Raw genomic sequence first — 17,944 nt, forward strand, 5'->3', positions numbered from 1 at the left:
CCGAACCCGGGGCGGTTCAATCCTCTCCTGCGCCGGGATTCACGTCGGACAGGCAGAGTCGGGGCGGGGCGGCCGCGGACCTCCCGGATGCCGCTCCGCGCCGACCCGGCGACCGGACGGATGGGCCGACGCCCGGGCCCGGCGTCGAGGGTCGTGCGGAAGCCGACCGACTCTCGAGAAGGAGAAAGCACAGCCGGTCGATCGTACGGTCAGGTTCAGGAGAATGCCGAGTGCCGGTCCGAGAGCAGCGCGCGGTCCTCGACAGGGGCAGCGCTCAAACCGTTATCCCGTAAGGTCTGCCCGTCTTCCATGCTGCATGCCCGTTCCCATATCCGCCATTGGTCGGTGTGATCGTTTATCGGTGGGGCCGCCCCAGAACTTGTGGGTGACCGTGGCGCCCGGGGGTCGTTGCGCTGGTCATGGATGACTACGAGCACCTCGACCCGGACGAGAGCGGGTACGCGCCGGTGGATCACACGGCCCAGCGGCTGGCGTTGCTGCCCCTGGAGGAGGCGCACGATCGGCTGCTGCTGACGGTGGCGCAGGAGGCGGACCGGCTGGCGAAGGAGATCGCCGCGCGCATCCCGTCGGAGAACTGAGGGCTCCCCGGACAAGGAGTCGGCGTACCGGCCGCCCGGCGGGGCATCCCTTGTCTCCCGGGGCGGGGTACACCTCCAAGGCCCGCGCCGACGAACCCCGAGGTGGCCCAGGGCACGACTCAGGAAGCGACCCGGAGCGCGCCCCAGGATGCGACTCGCGGACCGGTCGCGACGTATCCCACGCGCGTGGGAGGCTCCTCCGGTGAGCACCCTTCGACACCGGAACGGCGAGAACACCAAGTGACCGGGGCCGACCCCGCGGCCGTGTTCGACGCTGCCCGCGACCAGGCCCTCGAGGAGCTCACCGGGCTGGTCGGACGCGTCCAGGCGTGCACCGGGCACTGTCACGTTGGCTGATGGCGCGGGATGATCTTCGGGTTGATCATGGTGGAGGGGGTTGTCCGTGGGCAGTACGCCACCGTCGTACAAGGGGCACCGGTACCCGGTCGAGGTGATCTCCCACTGCGTGTGGCTGTACCACCGCTTCCCGTTGTCATTCCGTGAGGTGGAGGAGCTGATGCTGCAGCGCGGCGTGCTCGTCTCCTACGAGACAGTGCGTCGCTGGTGTCTGAAGTTCGGACAGGCCTACGCGAACGGACTGCGCCGCCGTCGGCCGCGGCCCGGGGACAAGTGGCACCTGGACGAGGTCTTCATCAAGGTCAACGGCGAGCTGAAGTACCTGTGGCGGGCCGTCGACCAGAATGGCAACGTCCTGGACATCCTCGTCCAGAACCGGCGGGACAAGGCCGCGGCCCGGCGCTTCTTCCGCCGGCTGCTGAAGACGACCCGTACGGTGCCGCGGGTGGTCGTCACCGACAAGCTCCGCTCCTACGGCGCGGCGCACCGCGAGGTCATGCCCTCGGTGGAGCACCGCTCGCACAAGGGCCTGAACAATCGGGGCGAGAACAGTCATCAGCCGACGAGGCAGCGGGAACGCGCGATGAAGGGCTTCCGCAGTACCGGTGGGGCCCAGCGGTTCCTGTCCGCGTTCAGCGGCATCTCACCGCACTTCCGGCCCCGCCGCCACCTGATGACCGCCCCCAGCTACCGCGCCGAGATGACCATCCGCTTCGCGATCTGGGACCAGGCCACCGGCGCCGCCGGCCAGCCCGCCGCGGCCTGAGCACCGGCCCGAAACCCGGCCCCGCCACGCCCCGACGCGCCGTCAGGCACTCACACACTCAACAACGTGACAGCGCCCCTTCAGGCGCTTGGCCGCCCGGCCCGCGTCGTAGCAGATCGCCCTCCAGCTTACCGGGCACGCCCGCGCGGTCGCTGCCGACGTCCAGAGCCGCGCCGCCCTGCCAAAGAACGACGGCCGCGGCGCCCTCGCCGAAGTCAGTGCGTTGTGGCAAACCGGTCCCCGAGGCCGTCGTCAACGTGTTGCGACCCCTCGAAGGGGCGATGAGGACGTGGGGCAAGCCCGGCGCCCGCGTCACCCTCGTCGAGTTGCGACCCCTCGAAGGGGCGATGAGGACCGGCAAGCCCCGCGCGGGTGAGGTCGCCTGGGTCGGGTTGCGATCCCTCGAAGGGGCGATGAGGACCAGCACCTACGGGCCCGGCGCCACCTACCTGTACTCGTTGCGACCCCTCGAAGGGGCGATGAGGACACCGGGCCGTCCGGGGCCGGCCAGCGGACGATCTGCGGTTGCGACCCCTCGAAGGGGCGATGAGGACACATGGTCACTTCCCCTTCCGGCGGGCGAGCGGGATGTTGCGACCCCTCGAAGGGGCGATGAGGACCGCAGCGGGACACCGAGCAGTACGTGGAGCTCTTCCAGTTGCGACCCCTCGAAGGGGCGATGAGGACCGCGGTTGACGAGGGTCACCCCGTCGTCGGCGACACGTTGCGACCCCTCGAAGGGGCGATGAGGACCACCGAGGTCGCCCGCAAGTCGCAGGCCATCTACGAGTTGCGACCCCTCGAAGGGGCGATGAGGACCGAGACGAGTTTCCTCGAGATCCGGCAGTCGCTGACGTTGCGACCCCTCGAAGGGGCGATGAGGACGCGACGCCTACGCCGCCGCCCTCGACGAAGCCACAGGGAACCCCAAGACCGGCAGGCTCCTCGCGGACGAGTACCTGATCCCCATGCCGCACTGGGCCGGAGCCCTCACCCGCTACGAACAACAGCTCAAGGTCCGCATCGTCGACGCAGACTACGACCCCGTTCTCGGCCTGCTCACTGTCAGCGGCCTGCCTCAGCAGACCTACCACCCCGGGGAAGTCCTGTGATCGATACGGAAGATGTCGGCGGCGTCCATATCAAGTACCTCTACCACTGCCCCCGACAACTCTGGCTCTACCTGCACGGCATCCGCCCCGAGCACCTCAGCACCACCGTCCAACTGGGCGAAGCCGTCCACGACACCTCCTACACCCGCAACACCCCCGTCGATCTCGGCGCCGCCCGACTGGACTTCATCGACGGCAGCCACTGGGTACACGAGGTCAAATCCTCCGCCCGCCCCAGCCCGGCCGACCAGGCACAAGGACGCCACTACTGCCACCGACTCCGCCGCGTCGGCATCGACGCCCAAGGAGCCGTGCTGCACTACCCCAAAACCCGCCGAACACAGCGCTTCCCCTACACCCCAGAAGCAGAAAACCAGGCCGAAGCAGACATCGCCGAAGTCCTCGCGATCGCCGCCCAACCCAACTCACCAGAGCGACTCACACGATCCGCCTGCCGCGGCTGCAGCTACACCGACTACTGCTGGACGGAATGACATGCCCGCCACCGCCCGCACCTACTGGCTCACCAGCCCATGCCGGATCCGCCGCAAGGACGAATCCCTCATCATCGAACGCGAGAACGCCGACAACGTCCACATCCCCGTCACCGACGTCCGCGACATCGTCGCCTGCGCCGAGACCGACATCAACACCGCAGTCGTCTCCCTCCTCAACCGGCACCGCATCAACATCCACCTCCTCAGCTACTACGGCGACTACGCCGGCTCCCTCCTCACCTCCGAGACCAGCACCTCAGGCCAGACCGTCCTCGCCCAGGCACGCACCGCCGAGAACCCTCAAACCAGCCTGAAGATCGCCCGCGACATCGTCGACGCCACCGCCTTCAACGTAAAACGCGTCGTCGACCGCAAACTCCTCACCCGCCCCTACACCGTCCTCCAAGAATCCATCACCGCCGCCAAGACCCCCTCCCAGCTCATGGGCGCCGAAGGAACCTTCCGCCGCTCCGCCTGGGAAGTCATCGACACGAAACTCCCTGACTGGCTGCAGCTCGGCGGACGCAGCCGCCGCCCACCGAAAAATGCAGGGAACGCCTTCATCAGCTACGTCAACGGCATCACATACGCACGAGTCCTCACCGCCATACGCCTCACCCCACTCCACAGCGGTATCGCCTTCCTGCACAGCAGCATGGAACGCCAGCGTCACTCCCTGGTCCTGGACCTCGCCGAAATGTTCAAGCCCCTCTTCGCAGAGCGCCTCCTGCTACGCATGGCCAACCGCAACCAGCTGAAAGAACACCACTTCGACCGCGAGACCAACCAGGCAATGCTCAGCGAAGCCGGCCGCAAATTCGTCGTACAGAGCGTCCGTGACGAGTTTGCCGTCACCATCGCCCACCGCAGCCTCGGCCGGAACGTCGCCTACGACGAACTCCTCTACCTCGACGCCCTCGCCCTGACCCGGCACTGCCTGGAAGGCACCCCATACAAACCCTTCAGAATCTGGTGGTGACCAAACCGTGTACGTGGTCGTCGTCTACGACACCCTCGCAAAACGCAACTCCCACATCCTGCGAACCTGCCGCCAGTACCTCCACCACGTCCAGCGCAGCGTCTTCGAAGGCCAGCTCAGTGACGCTCAGCTCCGCCGCTTCCAAGCCGCCGTCGAATCCGTCCTCGACCTGACGTACGACAACGTCCTCGTCTACACCTTCCCACCCGGTACCAGCCCACAACGCCTCGAATGGGGCGCAGCCGAACCAGCTCCCAGCGACGTGCTGTAATCAGGATGAGATCGGAAACCGAACACTGGCACGCACTGAATTGCAGCGCCACACCGGGGCGGAGGACGCTACCGGAGGTCTGCTGCAAAATGTGGCGACGGATGCTCTGCAAGACCACCTGCCACCAGGGCCTTTACTGTGGGGTCCTCATTGCCCCTTCGAGGGGTCGCAACCCTACGACCAGCCGTCCGCCGACCGCAGGAAAACCAAGTCCTCATTGCCCCTTCGAGGGGTCGCAACCCCTTGTCTCCTGGGGTGCCGGGTGCGCCGTCCTGGCGTGTCCTCATTGCCCCTTCGAGGGGTCGCAACCTGTACAGGTAGGTGGCGCCGGGTCCGTAGGTGCTGGTCCTCATTGCCCCTTCGAGGGGTCGCAACAGGCCGGGGATTCCGTCGGCGGGCTGGCCCGGGCGGGTCCTTATCGCCCCTTCGAGGGGTCACAACTACAGGTCCGCGACCGCCGCGGCGAGGTCCTCGGCGTCCTCATCGCCCCTCGCGGTGGTGACGTCCTTCATGCTCACCCAACGTCCAGCTCGGTCAGTACGGCCCGGAGCGACAGCGGCTCCGGGCGATCCTCTATGAAAACCGCTGCCACCGGGGCCGGGCGACCTGCCACCATCAGGCAAGAGTTCAATCAGGCGAGGAACGATGGCCAACTTCCAATACGGCTTCAACGACTTCAACGTCGACTTCCGGGCGCAGCAGAACGTGACCTTCACCCAGGGATGGGACGTACACCGTCTCGCCCTGACCTTCGAGGTGACCGCCCGCGGCGACTACGCCGTGGACGCGCCGTTCCTCGTCTCCGGCAGCCTCTGGACGTACGAGATGCCCAGCCCCGCGAGCTGGATCGGAGTCCTGCACGCCCCCTCGGGACCGGTCGGGCTGAAGGCGTTCATGCAGACGCTCACGCTGGAGACGACCGTGACCGACCAGCAGCTGCGCGGCCTGGAGAAGCTGCGCGCGGGCGCCGACCTGTCCCTGCGCGCCCAACTCACCCTGACTGCTCTGGAGTACGCAAAGCACTGGCCCGTCGCCCAGGACCAGGAGGTCATCCGCATTCCGCATGCGACGTGGAGCAACGCCCTCGTCCAGCTCGATGCCGGCGCCTTCGTCGACGTCCTCATCCCGGTCACCACCGTGGAGGCCCGGGCCACCGGCGCACGACGGATCCGCGAAGCGAAGACCGCGATCCGCGACGGACGGTACGAGCACGCCGTCGCCCTCGCCCGAGCGGCCCTCGATCCCGTACGCGAGGCCTGCAACACCCGGAAGGTGCACGACCAGGCGGCACAGAAGAAGGCCGGGGAACGGGACCAGGAACAGCGCTGGGCGATGCTCACCCAGAGCGCCTACGCCCTGTTCAGCGGAGCACCGCACGACGACTCAGGCACCACCGAGAACTTCACCTGGACCCGCGCCGACGCCATTGCGGCCGTCGCCACCGCCGCGGGCCTGCTCGCCCGGCTGGAAGATCTGCCGTAAGCACCGGGCCGGACACAGTGACGGGCCGCACGAAGTCTTTCGTGCGGCCCGTCGACGTCTGCTTCAGAGGTTCGCGTGGACTCTGGCGACGGTCAAGGGCGACGGCCGCGGCGCCCTCAGCGCACTGCTGGTACGTCGTGGAGTGGGTCGCAACCAAACTTCGCTGGAGCCTGGCGCGGATGAAGTCGAGGTGGCGGCCGGCTGTCCGGATCGGACCGTGACGTACTTGGAGGGCCGAGCCGTTGGCCGGCTCAGCCCCCTGCACCGGTGCGGGTTAGCGGGCGAGGACGATGGCGAGGGCGGTGGTGGTGGTGCCGCCGCCCAGCAGTGCCGCCAGGACGATGGGGGAGAGGTAGAGCTTGAGCTCGAAGTGACGCCCGACGCGTACGTGGACTGCGTGACGGCTGTTGTCGTTGTCGGCGTCCTGAGCGGACGGGTCGGGAGGCGGCGTGGCGGGCAGGGTGGTCGACACGGATGGTCTCCTGAGGTGTTGGCCCGGTGGTGCTGGGGCACCGCACGGGTGGTGTCTGGCGAGTGGCAAACCCAGCGATCGGCGGGCTCCGGCCAGAAGGCCACCGCGCTGGGAGCGTCAGAATGCACGGCCCGTTTGGCGCGGGCAACTTCCCCGTGCCCGCGCAGCAATAGCCCCGGGAACCGAGGGGATCGGGCCTGCGTTTATAGTGCCGCGACGCCTCGCTCAGGATCGGGCAAATCGGTTCACTACCGGGCTAATCGCCGGTTGATGATACGACGGCACGTCAACAACGCCTGTGCTCACGCGGTACCGAACGAGTGATGTCGGGCAACGGCCCATGCGCTGTGCGTGTAGCCGAGATCACTTCCCCTCGGGAGAGGGGGATCGGCCGCCGCTCCCTCCTTCTCTGGCCGGAGCGGGGAGCGGCGGCTCTCGCCAGACATGGCAGCCACGCCTGTGATCCCCCTGCCCACCGAACGGACCGCGAGCTGGTCACGGGCGCAAGGGCAGGCAGGGATGTTCGAGGATATTGCCCCATCGGGTAGTCATCATTCGGAGAAGCCGGGAATTCGCTCTCGATCAGCGGAAAGCCTGGACACCAGTGCCTGCAACCCGGTAGGGGTCCTTCACCGCACGGTGTGGGGGCCCGGGAGCCGTCACGGTGGTCGCCCCGACCACGCCTCCAGCCGCGCTACCTACAACAACGTTCTGGTGAACCCGCAGGGCGTCATCATCGGAGAGCAGAAGGACTTCACCCAGAACAACACCGCCGGCATCGACCCGAGCGCCTTCGTCCAGCTCGGCGGGTACGTGGGCCAGATCAGCGGCACGCTGAACATGTCCGAGCCGGACCGCGTGGAACTTGAGCGCGTCGCCCAGGAGCTCCACGCCGAAGCGACCTTACCGAACCCCGAGCCGGGCCGGATGCGACAGATCACGACCCAGGTCAAGACCATGCTGGTGGAAGCCGGTGCGACGGCCGCCGCCCAGGTCGGCATCCAGATGGGTGCTAATGACCCGGACTTCCCCGCTTCGGCCGACAAACGCGGCGCCGAACTCCTCTACCGCATCGGCGACCTCAAGAAGTGGGTCCGCAACCGGCCCCGCGGCGCGGCCGGCACCACCGACGTCGACCTGACCGCCCCGGTCCGTCCGGACGTGGCGAGGCGTGCCTCCAAGCGGTCACGCCTCGCCTTCACCGAACGGTGGTGTCGGTGGCGGGTCATACCCTGTCAGCTGTGACGTTCAATCAGACCGAAGACGAGATGCAGGCGCACATCGACGGACCTGTCCAAGCAGCCTGGAAGTGGCTCCAGGCCGTTGTCGATGACCGAGACTTCGAGACTGCCTGGGACTTGACCGCTCCTGAACTGCAACGGGCACGAGCCCGAGCGTGGCTGGAGGCCAACCTCCCGCCGACTCCAGCATCAGACACGGAGCGAACCGTTGAACAACTCATGCAAGGAACCGCTCCGAGGCCTCTGCGATCGAGGTTCGCGGTCGCGGAGCTGAACTCGTACGTGGAGTCGTTCGGGCACCTGGACACCGATCAGATGGGCGCGGCGAGCCGACCCCGCGTCATCGGCCCCGATGCCGAGCTCGTCGTTCTGGCGCAGCTGGGCCAGGAACGCAAGGTCTTCACCGAGCCGACCCTTGTCCACGGGCTGACTTTCCTGATGCACCTTGTCCACGGCCGCTGGCTGGTCGCCGATCCGGACTACCGACGCTGACCCGAGGCGGCGGCTGCGAGCGGAGACGGTTCCCGGGACCTATTTTTGCCTGCCGTCGTCCTGCTGCCGGTGAAAGGGTTCTGGCACATACCACGGGCCCCGGGGGATCAGCCTTGACGTCCCCGGGGCCCGGTATAGGTTCGCGCTCTCCACCTACAGCGCGGAGGTCACTCTCGGTCTGGTGCGCTTTCCGGGGTGTCGGGGCCGGATGCTTTCTGCTGTCCAGTCTGTCCGGCATCATCCTGGTGCGCTTCGCCACCATCGCTTCGCGGCTGGGGTGTGTAGCCGGGGATGTCGATTCGGGGCAGAACAGTGTCGACCTGTGGCAGATTGAGATCGAACTGGGGCATGGCCGCGGCCATCTGCGCAGCGACCTGCTGGGCGAGACGGATCCCCGGAGCGTTGATCGCTTTGTAGAGCGCGGTTTGATCGGCTGCCATCCGCTGTGCGAGCTGTTGAATGGGGCCGTTCACGAGCTTTTGGTGTTCGGCGGCTTGGCGGGCGAGGTGCTGCAACGAGCCGTTGGCGAGCCCTGCCTGCTCGATGGCTTGCCGGGCGCGCTGGGCGCTGGACAGATCAAGGCCTGCGAGTGTGGCGGCGAGCCGGTTGGAAACCAACTGTTCCGCAGGTGTCCGGGCCGCGAGGGCGTTGCGCTTGGCGGCTGCTGCGAAGTCGGTGACTCGTTTCTTGAGCTCGTGCAGGAGCTTCATACAGGGTTCGTCGTCGGTATCCGGAGGTACCGGCTCGCCCGAGGTAAGCAGGGTTGGACCCATGCCGTCTCCGGCGGAGAAGAGAATCTTCGTCTCCCAGACACAGGCGACGTATCCGGCGATGGACTCCACTTCGTCGACCGCGAGGCCGTACAGCAGCCACTTCGCCTCGGCCGTGTACCAGACAGTTCCCTCGATCGCGTGCCCTGTCACGCCCGTGACGGCGAGCAGCTCAACGTCGGGCGTCCCGGACCAGGCGAACCACCGTTCCGCGGAGCCGCCTTCGCCAAGGCCGTCGTAGCCGTTGAGTCTGTTCAACCCCAGCGCCGCTTCCGCCACACCGTCGCGGACAGCCGACGATGTCAACAACTGCGCGGCAGCGTCCTCCGCCTCTTTCCCGGACACCTCCTTGGTGAACTCGGAGACGACCTGAGCGAAGCCCTTGAGCATGGTCAGCCGGTCTTCGAGCCCGCGGACATCCTCGTTCATCGGGTACCGGTAGGAGCTCCCGTCACCGAAGTCCTTGGTGTTGTTGGTGACGAAGTAGACGTGTTGGTCAGGGTTCTCTTTGAGGAATTCCAGGATGGAGAACCAGATCGCCGCATCACGGCCGCCTTCAGCGTGATCCTTGACCGCCTTCGCCGGCGGAAGAGCCATCGCTTCCCGCTGGTACGCCCTGCGCAGCGCCGCGTTGCTGGTCTCGATGACCTCGAATATCTCTCCGTAAGCGTCCCGCCAGTGGTCCAGGAGACGCTCCAGGTCCAGAGGTTCCAGAAAGCTCTTCAGTTCCCAGGGCAGATCTTCCTGCAACTTCTCCAGGGTGTTCAGGACCCGCTGGTGTTTGTCGGGGTAGTACCGCGCCTTGTGGGCGGCCATCTCCTCCAGGACCATCCACGGCACGGCGACCCGATGGTGTCCCGACTGCCGCAGCTTCCTGATGATGTCCGCTGTGGGTCCTTCGGGCTGCAGAAGGTTCACCGCGTTCGTATCAAAAATGATCAAAAGAGCCTCCCCGACTTCTTCGGGAGGAAGTATCTCAACCGCCACCGAAAAACGATCCCCCCGCCCGACACCGTCGTCGGCACGCTCGGCGCTGACGACGGAGCGACTCCCACCCTGAATCCCGGAGCCGGTGGGCACCTTGACGTCGGTACCGGCCTGCGGGACGGGCGCTCTACACCCGGCTGGACTGCCTCACAGAATCCCCCCTTGGCCAGGTGCGGCTGGGGGCGCGCGACCCCTTGTCCAACTCTGCTGCACCCCCTTGTCCAGGTCTGCTACCGAGGACGTTTCCCCTTGACACGGGCTGTTTCGGCTGGCGATCAGGTCGTGGTCAAGGGGGTGTGTGATAGGGGAGCCCGCCCGGCCGTGGCGCGCGCCTGGTGTGATGCGGCGATGCCGATGGAGCGCACCATGATGGTCGGTGCGGTGCGGTGCGGTGCGGTGCGGTGCGGTGCGGTGCGGTGCGGTGCGGTGCGGTGCGGTGCGGTGCGGTGCGGTGAGCTTCCGCCAACTTGAAGTCGCAGGTCAAAGGGCTGGTGTGACCGGTTCTCGGGCTGCTCACGCTGGTCGTCGGCGGCTGTCTGCGGAGTAGATCGTCTGTCAGCGGTTGACTTCGAGGTTCGTCAGAACGAGCAGGGCGCGCAGGAGGCGGGTCGCGTGGGCGGGGTCGGTGCGGAGCTTGGTGAGGGTCCGCCAGTTCTTGAGGTGGGCGAAGCCGTGTTCGACCGGTGCGCGTCCGACGGCGAGGACGCGGTTGGCCGTCTTCTGGCCGGGTGTGAGCTTGTGGGTGCGGCTGGCGTGGAAGCCGGTGATGATCACGGGGTCGCGTACGTCGTTGTCCAGGCCGCGGAATCCGAGGTCCGCGAGGGCGCCGAGGCCGGCGGAGCGCAGGTGGTCCAGGATGTGGTCGTGGCGGGCGGCGGTGATGTCGTGGGTGCGGCCGGGCCGGGCGGCGGATATCCAGATCAGGCGGCCTTTCTCGTCGGTGAGGGCGAGGAAGTGCAGGCCGTGATGGTGGTGTTTGCCGGAGTAGTTCCGCCGGTCGGCCTTGCCGGTGCGGCGTTGGGTGGGGATGAGGGTGCCGTCGATCAGGACCACCTCCCCGCCCCGTTTGGCGACCTTCTTCAGGACGCGGTCCAGGCGCGGTGCCTGAGCGGCGAGCAGGGCGATCAGCTCGTCGCGCCATCGGCGGACGGTGGACTCGGAGACGTTGTTGCCGCCGGCCATGTCGGCCAGGCGCTGGTCGTGGCGCAACACGGCCAGGACGATCACCGCGATCCGTCCGGGCGGCAGGACCCGCCACCTGGACCGTATCGCCTTCAGATGGCGACGCAGCAGACCGGCGAGGTGGTTGACGGTCCGCGTGGACAGCGGCAGACGGCACTGGTAGACAAGCGGGCAGGTGCCCTCGGCGCGTTCTTTGGTTTTCGTCACACAAGTCCAACGGCCGCCGGGGGCACCGTGGTTACGCCCGTGGCGCAGCACTCCGGGCGATGGCGTCCCCGGTCACAGGCGGGTGGTGAAGCGGCCGTCGGGCAGTTTGCGCAGCCAGCCGCGATCAACGAGTCTGACCAGCCTCCCCCGCAGCGGTTCCAGCCTGGCCCGCACGGTGACGTCGACTCCCAGCACCTCGCCGACCTGGCGGGCCATGACCGGTCCGGCGGCCTGCCGCACGGCGGCAAGGATGCGCTGGTAGTCCGGCGGGAGCATGGTCTCTTCCACATCCGGCGTGCGGTGCGGGATCAGCATCACCGCCCGGCCGCCCACCTGCCCGGGCGTCGGCGCGGCCGAGGCGCGTTCGTCGGCAAGCTGCTCGCTCACCCGGTCAAGGACACGTTCGGCGACGGCGAGTTCGTCGCGCTCGGCCCGCACCTCCGCCAGCTGTTTGGCCAGCTGTTCTTCGAGTTCGTCCAGTTCCGCACGGCGCGCGGTGATCCGTTCCAGGAGTTCGGGATCCAGTATGCGTCGGATCGTAGAAGGCCATCCGACTGCCGCGGGATGGAATCAGCGAACCGGCTGCGGCCGTTGCCCACGCGCTCACCGCACTGAGCGTTCCAATGCAGCCCGATGATCGGAAACCCACTGATAGGCCGTCTGAACTTGCGTCACCGCCCCTGCGTCCCGGAGCCGGGCCATGGCGCCGTCACCCGCATCGGCCTGGGTCTTGATGCCCCGCCAGCACCGGTCCTGCCACCACAAGATCGTGGACACGAGACGTTGCCGGTCCAACAGCAAGTAGCTGTCAACGATCAGCCTCATGCGCCGGGCTGCCTCCTCGACGTCGGTGACCGAAGGGCCCAGATCGAGGTACTGCCAGCAGACATGAGCGATGTCGTGGATCCGCGCGCCCGGCGCAGCAAGGTCCCAGTCGATGAATGCCGTCGGGCGAAGCTCGCCACTGGACTGGCGATAGACGGTGTTCTTGGGCGACAGGTCGTTGTGACACACGACCTCTTGGTCTCCGGCCAGCGGGGTGCCGGCCGTCAGGTCGTGGAACTCACGCACGAGCCGGGCGACCGTCACCAGACTCTCGTCCGATAACACGGCGGCAGGTTGTTGCGGCTCCCATGCCACATGGCCATCGAGGTAACTGAGGACCTCACGGCCCTCGTCGTCCACACCGAGATACCGCGGAGCACCACGCCAGCCACTGGCTTCAAGCAACCTCAGAAGATCACCCACGAACTTCGTGCGAGCCGACGCTGGACGGCGCACCGTCTCCCCGACACGAACAACCGCATTGACAAAACCTCCGGGCAAAAACGACTCAGCCATCCGTCCACCCTGCCCGATCACTACCTCCAACGCTCAACAACTTGTCCCGACGCTTGATCCACCCCCGAGACAACTCCGCCAGATGATCTACTCCGCAGACAGCCGCCGACGACCAGCGTGAGCATCTCGAGAACCGGTCACACCAGCCCTTTGACCTGCAACTTCAAGTTGACGGAGGCTCGGTGCGGTGCGGTGCGGTGCGGTGCGGTGCGGTGGCGCGGGCCCCGATGCGCGCCGCACCGCACCACTGCCGTCCCGGTGCGCCCTACACGACGGTCAGGCGCACCGGGTGCGAACCGGCCGGTGCGGGGTGCGCTTCGAGGGCCTGGCCCACGCCGACGGCCTCCAGCTGACGGAGGGTGTCGGCGACGTCCTCGTGGTCGTCGGTGAGGATCTGCGCGGCGAAGTTGATGACCGCGCGGGCGATGCCCTCCGCCGCGTCCGGCCCGGCCTGCGCCCAGATCCGCAGCGAGGTCACGAAGATGCGCCCGAGGGCCTCCAGGGCGAAGGTGTCCTCGCACGGCTCGCCCGCGTCCGGGCCGGGCAGCGCGGTGACGGGGACGACGATCCGGGTGGCGACGTCGGCGAGCAGCTCCGGCATCCGCGGCTCGGCGCCAGCGAACTCGCGGGCGGCGTCGACGTCGTCGGCCTGAACGGCCCGGAGGTAGTTGAAGACACTGATGGCCGCGTGCGGGGTCATTGGGGTGAGCGGCGTGGTGTCGGGCATGCCGGCTCCTCGCGTACGGGCCGCCCCGCTGATTGCGGCGGCCTCGAAGCCACCCTCGAACCGCGGCCCTGTGGACAGAGTCCGCGCACGGACGGTGAGTGGACTCGCCTGGTCGGCGCTCGCGTTGCTCCTTGTCCAGTTCCGCTACCTGCGATATTCCGCCCATTACGGCAGGGGAGAAATCTCCGTCCCGGCACGCTGCGCGACGTCCCGGGAAAAGCCGCTGCCGGACGGGGCGTGCCACTGGGAGACTGCGGGGATGACCACGCAGCGGCTGCCGTTCCCGGTCCCGGACGAATGCGCCCACTACTTCGTCGGCAGCTACGCCGACATGCACGACCTCGTTGAGGACCTGGTCGTGCCCGACGGCGTGCCCGAGGCCGCGGCGACCGTCCTGCGTACGGCCCGCGAGCTGCTGCGCCAGTCGTACTACTGCTACGAGTTCTCCACCGTGGCGGTCATGCACTCCCTGATCGCGGTGGAGATCGTGCTGCGCGACCGCATCCCGGACGCGGGCAAGAAGCCGCTGCACCAGCTCATCAAGCAGGGCGCCGCCGACGGGGTCCTGACGGCCCGGCAGGCGGAATACCTCGACTATGGTCGGCAGATCCGCAACGGGATGGCGCACGGCCAGACCACGCACGCGGTGATGCCCCCGGCCATGGCGGTGCCGATGGTAACGACGTCGTTCGCGATCGTCTCCGAGCTCTGCGCCGCACCTGCCTGACGGTCACGGATCGATACTGACTTCGGCTCGTCAGGGTGAGCTTTCCTGAAGTTCCTGATGGGCCTGGGGTAGTGGCTGTATTCCGTGGTGTGTGAGGTATGCGGATGGGGGCGGGCTGACCCCTGCGGGACGTCAGCGCCGGGAGACGGTGCGGATGCAGGCGGCCGAGCTGTTCGAGCAGAAGATCAAGCCGCCCGAGGTGGCACGGCGCCTGCGGGTGAGCCCGAAGTCGGCTTACCAATGGCATCAGTTGTGGCGGGACGGCGGCGTGCAGGCTCTGGCCTCCCGCGGCCCGAGTGGATCGCGCTGCCGGCTGTCCCCGCGCTGTCTGGAGAAGCTGGCCTCATACCTCGATGAGGGACCTGCCGCGCACGGCTGGGTGGAGGATCAGGTGTGGACCGCGGCGAGGGTGGCCACGCTGATCGGCAGGAAGTTCCACGTCTCCTACAGCGTCTCGGGTGCGACGCGGCTGATGCACCGGCTCGGCTTCAGCCCGCAGGTCCCCGCCCGGCGGGTCGCGGAACGCGACGAGCAGGCCGTCACCGTGTGGAAGGAGGCGACCTGGGAGGAGGTAAAAGAGCCCGGGCGGCCTGCGGGGGATACATCTGCTTCGAGGACGAGGCGGGCTTCACCCGGCGGCCGCCCAAAGGACGCACCTGGGGCCGACGCGGCCGCACCCCGGTCGTGACGGTCAGCGGACGACGCTCAGGGCGCCTGTCGGTGGCCGGACTGATCGCGATGCGGCCCGGCTCCCGGACCCGGCTGTGCCACCGTCTGCGCACCCACCCCGCGGGCAAGGGCAAACGCCGCAGCATGGGAGAGCGGGACTTCATCGCGCTGGTCGACGGTGTCCATCAGCTCGTCAAGGCGCCGATCGTGCTGGTGTGGGACCGGCTCAACACCCACGTCTCCCACGTCATGCGTGAGTTGATCGCCGAGCGTGACTGGCTGACGGTTTTCCTGCTGCCCGCCTACTAGGGCTTGGTCAGGTCGGAGTGGGTGTGGGTATGTCGCGGTGGCAGGTGGGGCATGCGCCGGTCCAGGCTGCGAGGAGGGTCTGCAGTTCGCGGACGATGCGGTAGAGGCTCAGGCCGGCGCCGTGTCTTTTGGGGCTCGGGCCAGTCGTTGCAGGGTGCAGAAGGCGTGGGCGACGGAGACGAGGGTGACGTGGTGGTGCCAGCCGGTCCAGGTCCGGCCCTCGAAGTGGGCCAGGCCCAGGGCCTGTTTCATCTCCCGGTAGTCGTGCTCGATGCGCCAGCGGAGCTTGGCGAGCCGGACCAGAGTGGTCAGCGGGGTGTCGGCGGGCAGGTCGGACAGCCAGAACTGGACCGGTTCGTTCTCGTCGGCGGGCCACTCGGCCAGCAGCCAGCACTCCGGCAGCTGCGGCCCGTCGACGGCCTGACGGATCTCGCGTCCGGCAGGCCGGATCCGCAGGGCCACGAACCGTGAGTACATCCGCTTGAAGCCGCTGCGCCCGGCGCCGGGCCGGGAGCCCTCCCGCCACTGGACCGGCCGTGCGGCCTTTCGGCCGAGGGCGGTGACCAGCTGTTTCACCGACTGCGGCCTGTCCGGGTACTTCGCCACCGGCGGACGCCCGTTCCCGCTGTATGGCGGGGTCACCGGCACGGCTTCGCCGGGCTGGGCCGAGAGCGTGGTGGAGATGCCCACCACATAGTGGAGACCGCGGGCCTGCAGGCCGAGCCGGAACGCGGCCGCGTCGCCGTATCCGGCGTCCGCGATGGCCAGCGGCACCTCGATCCCCCACGAGCGGGTCTCGTCGAGCATGTCCAGGGCCAGCTGCCACTTCTCCACATGCCCGACGTCCTCGGGAATGCCGCAGGCAGTGCGGCGGGCGACCTTGGCCGGATCCGCCTTCACGGACCCGGGCGCCCAGGTCTCGGGCAAAAACAGCCGCCAGTCGACCGCCGCCGAGGCATGGTCCGAGGCCAGATGCAGCGAGACGCCGACCTGGCAGTTGGTGATCTTTCCCGCGGTGCCGGTGTACTGCCGCGACACGCACGCCGAGGCATGGCCGTCCTTGAGGAAGCCGGTGTCGTCGAAGATCAGCGCCTTCGGCCGGATCGCCGCTTCCATCTTCCAGGCCAGCCGGGCCCGCACGTGCGCCGGATCCCACGGGCTGGTCGTCACGAAATGGGCAAGAGCCTGCCGGTTCCCGTCCTCACCCAGCCGGGCCGCCATCGGCTCGACCGACTTGCGCTGCCCATCGGTGAGCAGACCCCGCAAGTAGACCTGCCCCCACCGACGCTGATCATTACGCGCGAACGGCTCGAAAACCTCCGCCGCGAAGTCCTCCAACTCGCTACGCACAGATGCAATTTCCTCCGGAGTCACGCATCTTCAACGACACACCGGACCCACAGGACACGCACCATCAACGCCGACCTGACCAAGCCCTACTACTCGCCGGACCTGAATCCCGTCGAGTGGGTATGGGCGCACGTCAAGCGCAGTCTGGCCAACCTCGCCGTGGTCGCCCTCGACCGGCTCGAAGCCCTCGTGCGCAACCGGCTCAAACGCCTCCAGTACCGGCCCGAAACCCTCGACGGCTTCATAGCGGGCACCGGCCTGACCCTCGACGACCCAGCCTCACCTTGACGAGCCGAAGTCAGTAACTCCTTGACCACGAAGCCGAGTCGGCGGGCCAGGCGTGGAGTACGGCGCTGGTAGCGCTCCACCAGGCCCGGCACCTGTTCGCGGAAGGTCTGCCGCGGACATCCCAGCACCGGGCAGACCAGACGCCGAACCCGCACCGACACCACGACCCGCCGCCCGTCCACCGGCACGTCCACGAGCGTCCGGCCGTGCAGGCCGTGCACCTTGGCCGTCGGCGCCCCGCATGCCGGGCACGGCACCGGATCGTCCCGGGTCCGCGCAGACACCCGGATGACCTCGCCCTCGTCCTGTACACCCTCAATGACGAGGGCTGACAGCCCCGAAAACACCACACTCACAAGCTCGTTGACATTACGCACACCAGAACAACGACAGCCGTCACCCTTCGTCACCACCGATTACGGGACAGAGCCGAACGTTTTACAGTCCCGCTCGTGGGGAAGTCGGGGTCCGGGTCGACGCTGCCGAGCCCGATCTCGGCGATCATCCGCTGGGTGAGGGGGTGATCCGCCCTGACCGCCTCGTGGACTTCGCCGTCGAAGTAACTCCAGTCCAGCTTTCCGTCCACGAGGTCGTTTCCGTCCCGGACAGCCTCAGCAGATCGAACGCGACGAAGTGGGCCGGCCACTCTTCCACCGCCCGGGCCGCACCGGCACCGCGCCGGGCAAGCCGGTTCTGCAACCGCTCGAACGCGAGGCGGCCCGCGGCGTCCCATACGACCAACTCGCTGTCCAGCGCGGTCGCGTCCGGTAACTGCGCGGCCCGGGCCCCAATCTCCGGAAACGCCGGAAGCGTCTCGGTGCCGCGCCTGGAGCGCAGCGCCACCCGGCCCGCGTCGACGGAGACCAATGCCCGGAACCCATCCCACTTCGGCTCACCCGCCCACCCCGGCAGCAGCGCAGGGTCGGACACAGGGGCGGCGAGCATCGGTTCCGGCAGTGTCCACGTCACAGCCCATGCCTTCCACTCAGCCCGCCCGTCGGCAAACCGAGTGCGCGTACGCACCCGACTACCGGCCCGACCACGGCAGGTCAGCGCACTACAACACCTCGCCGGGGGCTGTGTGCTGAGCTCCTGGCGCACGTCCAGGCAGCGCAGCCG

19 protein-coding genes, 3 pseudogenes and 1 CRISPR repeat array are annotated in these 17,944 nt (G+C 67.9%); of the genes and pseudogenes, 12 read left to right on the forward strand and 10 right to left on the reverse strand.

The features are described from left to right. Window positions 1-419 precede the first annotated feature (419 nt). The 7 genes from AOK11_RS00225 (at window position 420) to AOK11_RS00250 (ending at window position 6,063) form a co-directional block, all read left to right on the forward strand. On the forward strand, window positions 420-599 hold the full coding sequence (locus AOK11_RS00225; RefSeq protein WP_055591554.1) for a DUF6417 family protein: 180 nt from the start codon (window positions 420-422) through the stop codon (window positions 597-599). A gap of 403 nt (window positions 600-1,002) precedes the next feature. Then, entirely contained in the window at window positions 1,003-1,722 is a 720-nt protein-coding gene (locus tag AOK11_RS00230) for an IS6 family transposase (protein WP_055591555.1), read from the forward strand. A 259-nt stretch (window positions 1,723-1,981) separates the two neighbouring features. Then, a CRISPR array of direct repeats spans window positions 1,982-2,607; the repeat unit is 30 nt; unit sequence GTTGCGACCCCTCGAAGGGGCGATGAGGAC. A gap of 83 nt (window positions 2,608-2,690) precedes the next feature. After that, entirely contained in the window at window positions 2,691-2,834 is a 144-nt protein-coding gene (locus AOK11_RS42585; protein ID WP_157869248.1) for a hypothetical protein, read from the forward strand. Further along, entirely contained in the window at window positions 2,831-3,328 is a 498-nt protein-coding gene (locus AOK11_RS00235) for a CRISPR-associated protein Cas4 (RefSeq protein WP_055591556.1), read from the forward strand. Before AOK11_RS42585 ends, AOK11_RS00235 begins: the two co-directional genes overlap by 4 nt. Before the next feature lies 1 nt (window position 3,329). Next, window positions 3,330-4,310, forward strand: coding sequence for a type I-B CRISPR-associated endonuclease Cas1b (cas1b, locus tag AOK11_RS00240; protein ID WP_055591557.1), 981 nt, complete (start codon window positions 3,330-3,332; stop codon window positions 4,308-4,310). 7 nt (window positions 4,311-4,317) lie between these two features. Continuing rightward, a complete protein-coding gene (gene cas2 / locus AOK11_RS00245; protein WP_055591558.1) occupies window positions 4,318-4,581 on the forward strand; it encodes a CRISPR-associated endonuclease Cas2 in 264 nt (87 codons plus the stop codon). Between the two features lie 645 nt (window positions 4,582-5,226). Continuing rightward, the gene (locus AOK11_RS00250; RefSeq protein WP_055591559.1) at window positions 5,227-6,063 is read left to right on the forward strand and encodes a hypothetical protein; all 837 of its coding nucleotides are present in this window, start codon (window positions 5,227-5,229) and stop codon (window positions 6,061-6,063) included. A gap of 274 nt (window positions 6,064-6,337) precedes the next feature. Here AOK11_RS00250 and AOK11_RS00255 read toward each other — a convergent pair whose 3' ends face one another. Next, complete coding sequence (locus AOK11_RS00255) at window positions 6,338-6,535, reverse strand: hypothetical protein (RefSeq protein ID WP_055591560.1); 198 nt, start codon at window positions 6,533-6,535, stop codon at window positions 6,338-6,340. A gap of 714 nt (window positions 6,536-7,249) precedes the next feature. Here AOK11_RS00255 and AOK11_RS00260 point away from each other — a divergent pair. Continuing rightward, a complete protein-coding gene (locus tag AOK11_RS00260; protein WP_055591561.1) occupies window positions 7,250-7,780 on the forward strand; it encodes a hypothetical protein in 531 nt (176 codons plus the stop codon). Continuing rightward, entirely contained in the window at window positions 7,777-8,268 is a 492-nt protein-coding gene (locus tag AOK11_RS42590; RefSeq protein WP_157869249.1) for a hypothetical protein, read from the forward strand. Before AOK11_RS00260 ends, AOK11_RS42590 begins: the two co-directional genes overlap by 4 nt. Window positions 8,269-8,435: 167 nt before the next feature. Here the strand turns inward: AOK11_RS42590 and AOK11_RS00270 are convergent, their stop codons facing one another. The 5 genes from AOK11_RS00270 to AOK11_RS00290 all read right to left on the reverse strand — a co-directional run bounded on the left by AOK11_RS00270 (window position 8,436) and on the right by AOK11_RS00290 (window position 13,482). Next, the gene (locus AOK11_RS00270; protein ID WP_157869250.1) at window positions 8,436-10,118 is read right to left on the reverse strand and encodes a PIN domain-containing protein; all 1,683 of its coding nucleotides are present in this window, start codon (window positions 10,116-10,118) and stop codon (window positions 8,436-8,438) included. A 462-nt stretch (window positions 10,119-10,580) separates the two neighbouring features. After that, window positions 10,581-11,414 (reverse strand): IS5/IS1182 family transposase, encoded by an 834-nt coding sequence (locus AOK11_RS00275; protein ID WP_055591564.1) that lies wholly within the window; start codon window positions 11,412-11,414, stop codon window positions 10,581-10,583. Window positions 11,415-11,486: 72 nt separating this feature from the next. Continuing rightward, complete coding sequence (locus tag AOK11_RS43750) at window positions 11,487-11,801, reverse strand: hypothetical protein (protein ID WP_338058897.1); 315 nt, start codon at window positions 11,799-11,801, stop codon at window positions 11,487-11,489. 216 nt (window positions 11,802-12,017) lie between these two features. After that, on the reverse strand, window positions 12,018-12,755 hold the full coding sequence (locus AOK11_RS00285) for a phosphotransferase (RefSeq protein WP_055591565.1): 738 nt from the start codon (window positions 12,753-12,755) through the stop codon (window positions 12,018-12,020). 265 nt (window positions 12,756-13,020) lie between these two features. Next, entirely contained in the window at window positions 13,021-13,482 is a 462-nt protein-coding gene (locus tag AOK11_RS00290; protein ID WP_055591566.1) for a hypothetical protein, read from the reverse strand. 259 nt (window positions 13,483-13,741) lie between these two features. Here AOK11_RS00290 and AOK11_RS00295 point away from each other — a divergent pair, with 259 nt between their 5' ends. Both AOK11_RS00295 and AOK11_RS46560 read left to right on the forward strand, forming a co-directional pair. Continuing rightward, window positions 13,742-14,209 (forward strand): hypothetical protein, encoded by a 468-nt coding sequence (locus AOK11_RS00295; RefSeq protein WP_055591567.1) that lies wholly within the window; start codon window positions 13,742-13,744, stop codon window positions 14,207-14,209. Window positions 14,210-14,300: 91 nt separating this feature from the next. Further along, a pseudogene (locus tag AOK11_RS46560) lies at window positions 14,301-15,184 on the forward strand (IS630 family transposase); the annotation flags it as partial. Window positions 15,185-15,295: 111 nt separating this feature from the next. On the opposite strand, the gene AOK11_RS00310 reads toward AOK11_RS46560, so the two are convergent. Then, the gene (locus AOK11_RS00310; protein ID WP_055591570.1) at window positions 15,296-16,561 is read right to left on the reverse strand and encodes an IS701 family transposase; all 1,266 of its coding nucleotides are present in this window, start codon (window positions 16,559-16,561) and stop codon (window positions 15,296-15,298) included. A 60-nt stretch (window positions 16,562-16,621) separates the two neighbouring features. Between AOK11_RS00310 and AOK11_RS46565 the strand changes: the two are divergent. Then, window positions 16,622-16,825: pseudogene (locus tag AOK11_RS46565) on the forward strand (IS630 family transposase); the annotation flags it as partial. Here AOK11_RS46565 and AOK11_RS38800 read toward each other — a convergent pair. The 3 genes and pseudogenes from AOK11_RS38800 to AOK11_RS00320 form a co-directional block, all read right to left on the reverse strand. Then, window positions 16,807-17,202: pseudogene (locus tag AOK11_RS38800) on the reverse strand (transposase family protein); the annotation flags it as partial. The pseudogenes AOK11_RS46565 and AOK11_RS38800 overlap by 19 nt on opposite strands. 29 nt (window positions 17,203-17,231) lie before the next feature. Beyond that, on the reverse strand, window positions 17,232-17,411 hold the full coding sequence (locus AOK11_RS43270; protein WP_167353751.1) for a hypothetical protein: 180 nt from the start codon (window positions 17,409-17,411) through the stop codon (window positions 17,232-17,234). Continuing rightward, window positions 17,327-17,770, reverse strand: a complete 444-nt coding sequence (locus tag AOK11_RS00320; protein WP_240497159.1) for an ATP-dependent DNA ligase — start codon at window positions 17,768-17,770, stop codon at window positions 17,327-17,329. Before AOK11_RS00320 ends, AOK11_RS43270 begins: the two co-directional genes overlap by 85 nt. Window positions 17,771-17,944: the final 174 nt, after the last annotated feature.

It is taken from the genome of Streptomyces hirsutus (genome assembly GCF_001418415.1).
Taxonomy (GTDB): domain Bacteria; phylum Actinomycetota; class Actinomycetes; order Streptomycetales; family Streptomycetaceae; genus Streptomyces; species Streptomyces hirsutus.

Excerpts from the sequence above, each read along its gene's own strand:
- AOK11_RS00225 (WP_055591554.1), top strand. The coding sequence starts at position 420 with ATGGATGACTACGAGCACCTCGACCCGGACGAGAGCGGGTACGCGCCG.
- AOK11_RS00290 (WP_055591566.1), bottom strand. The coding sequence starts at position 13,482 with ATGCCCGACACCACGCCGCTCACCCCAATGACCCCGCACGCGGCCATC.
- AOK11_RS00320 (WP_240497159.1), bottom strand. The coding sequence starts at position 17,770 with ATGCTCGCCGCCCCTGTGTCCGACCCTGCGCTGCTGCCGGGGTGGGCG.
- AOK11_RS00295 (WP_055591567.1), top strand. The coding sequence starts at position 13,742 with ATGACCACGCAGCGGCTGCCGTTCCCGGTCCCGGACGAATGCGCCCAC.
- cas1b (WP_055591557.1), top strand. The coding sequence starts at position 3,330 with ATGCCCGCCACCGCCCGCACCTACTGGCTCACCAGCCCATGCCGGATC.
- AOK11_RS00285 (WP_055591565.1), bottom strand. The coding sequence starts at position 12,755 with ATGGCTGAGTCGTTTTTGCCCGGAGGTTTTGTCAATGCGGTTGTTCGT.
- AOK11_RS42585 (WP_157869248.1), top strand. The coding sequence starts at position 2,691 with ATGCCGCACTGGGCCGGAGCCCTCACCCGCTACGAACAACAGCTCAAG.
- AOK11_RS00250 (WP_055591559.1), top strand. The coding sequence starts at position 5,227 with ATGGCCAACTTCCAATACGGCTTCAACGACTTCAACGTCGACTTCCGG.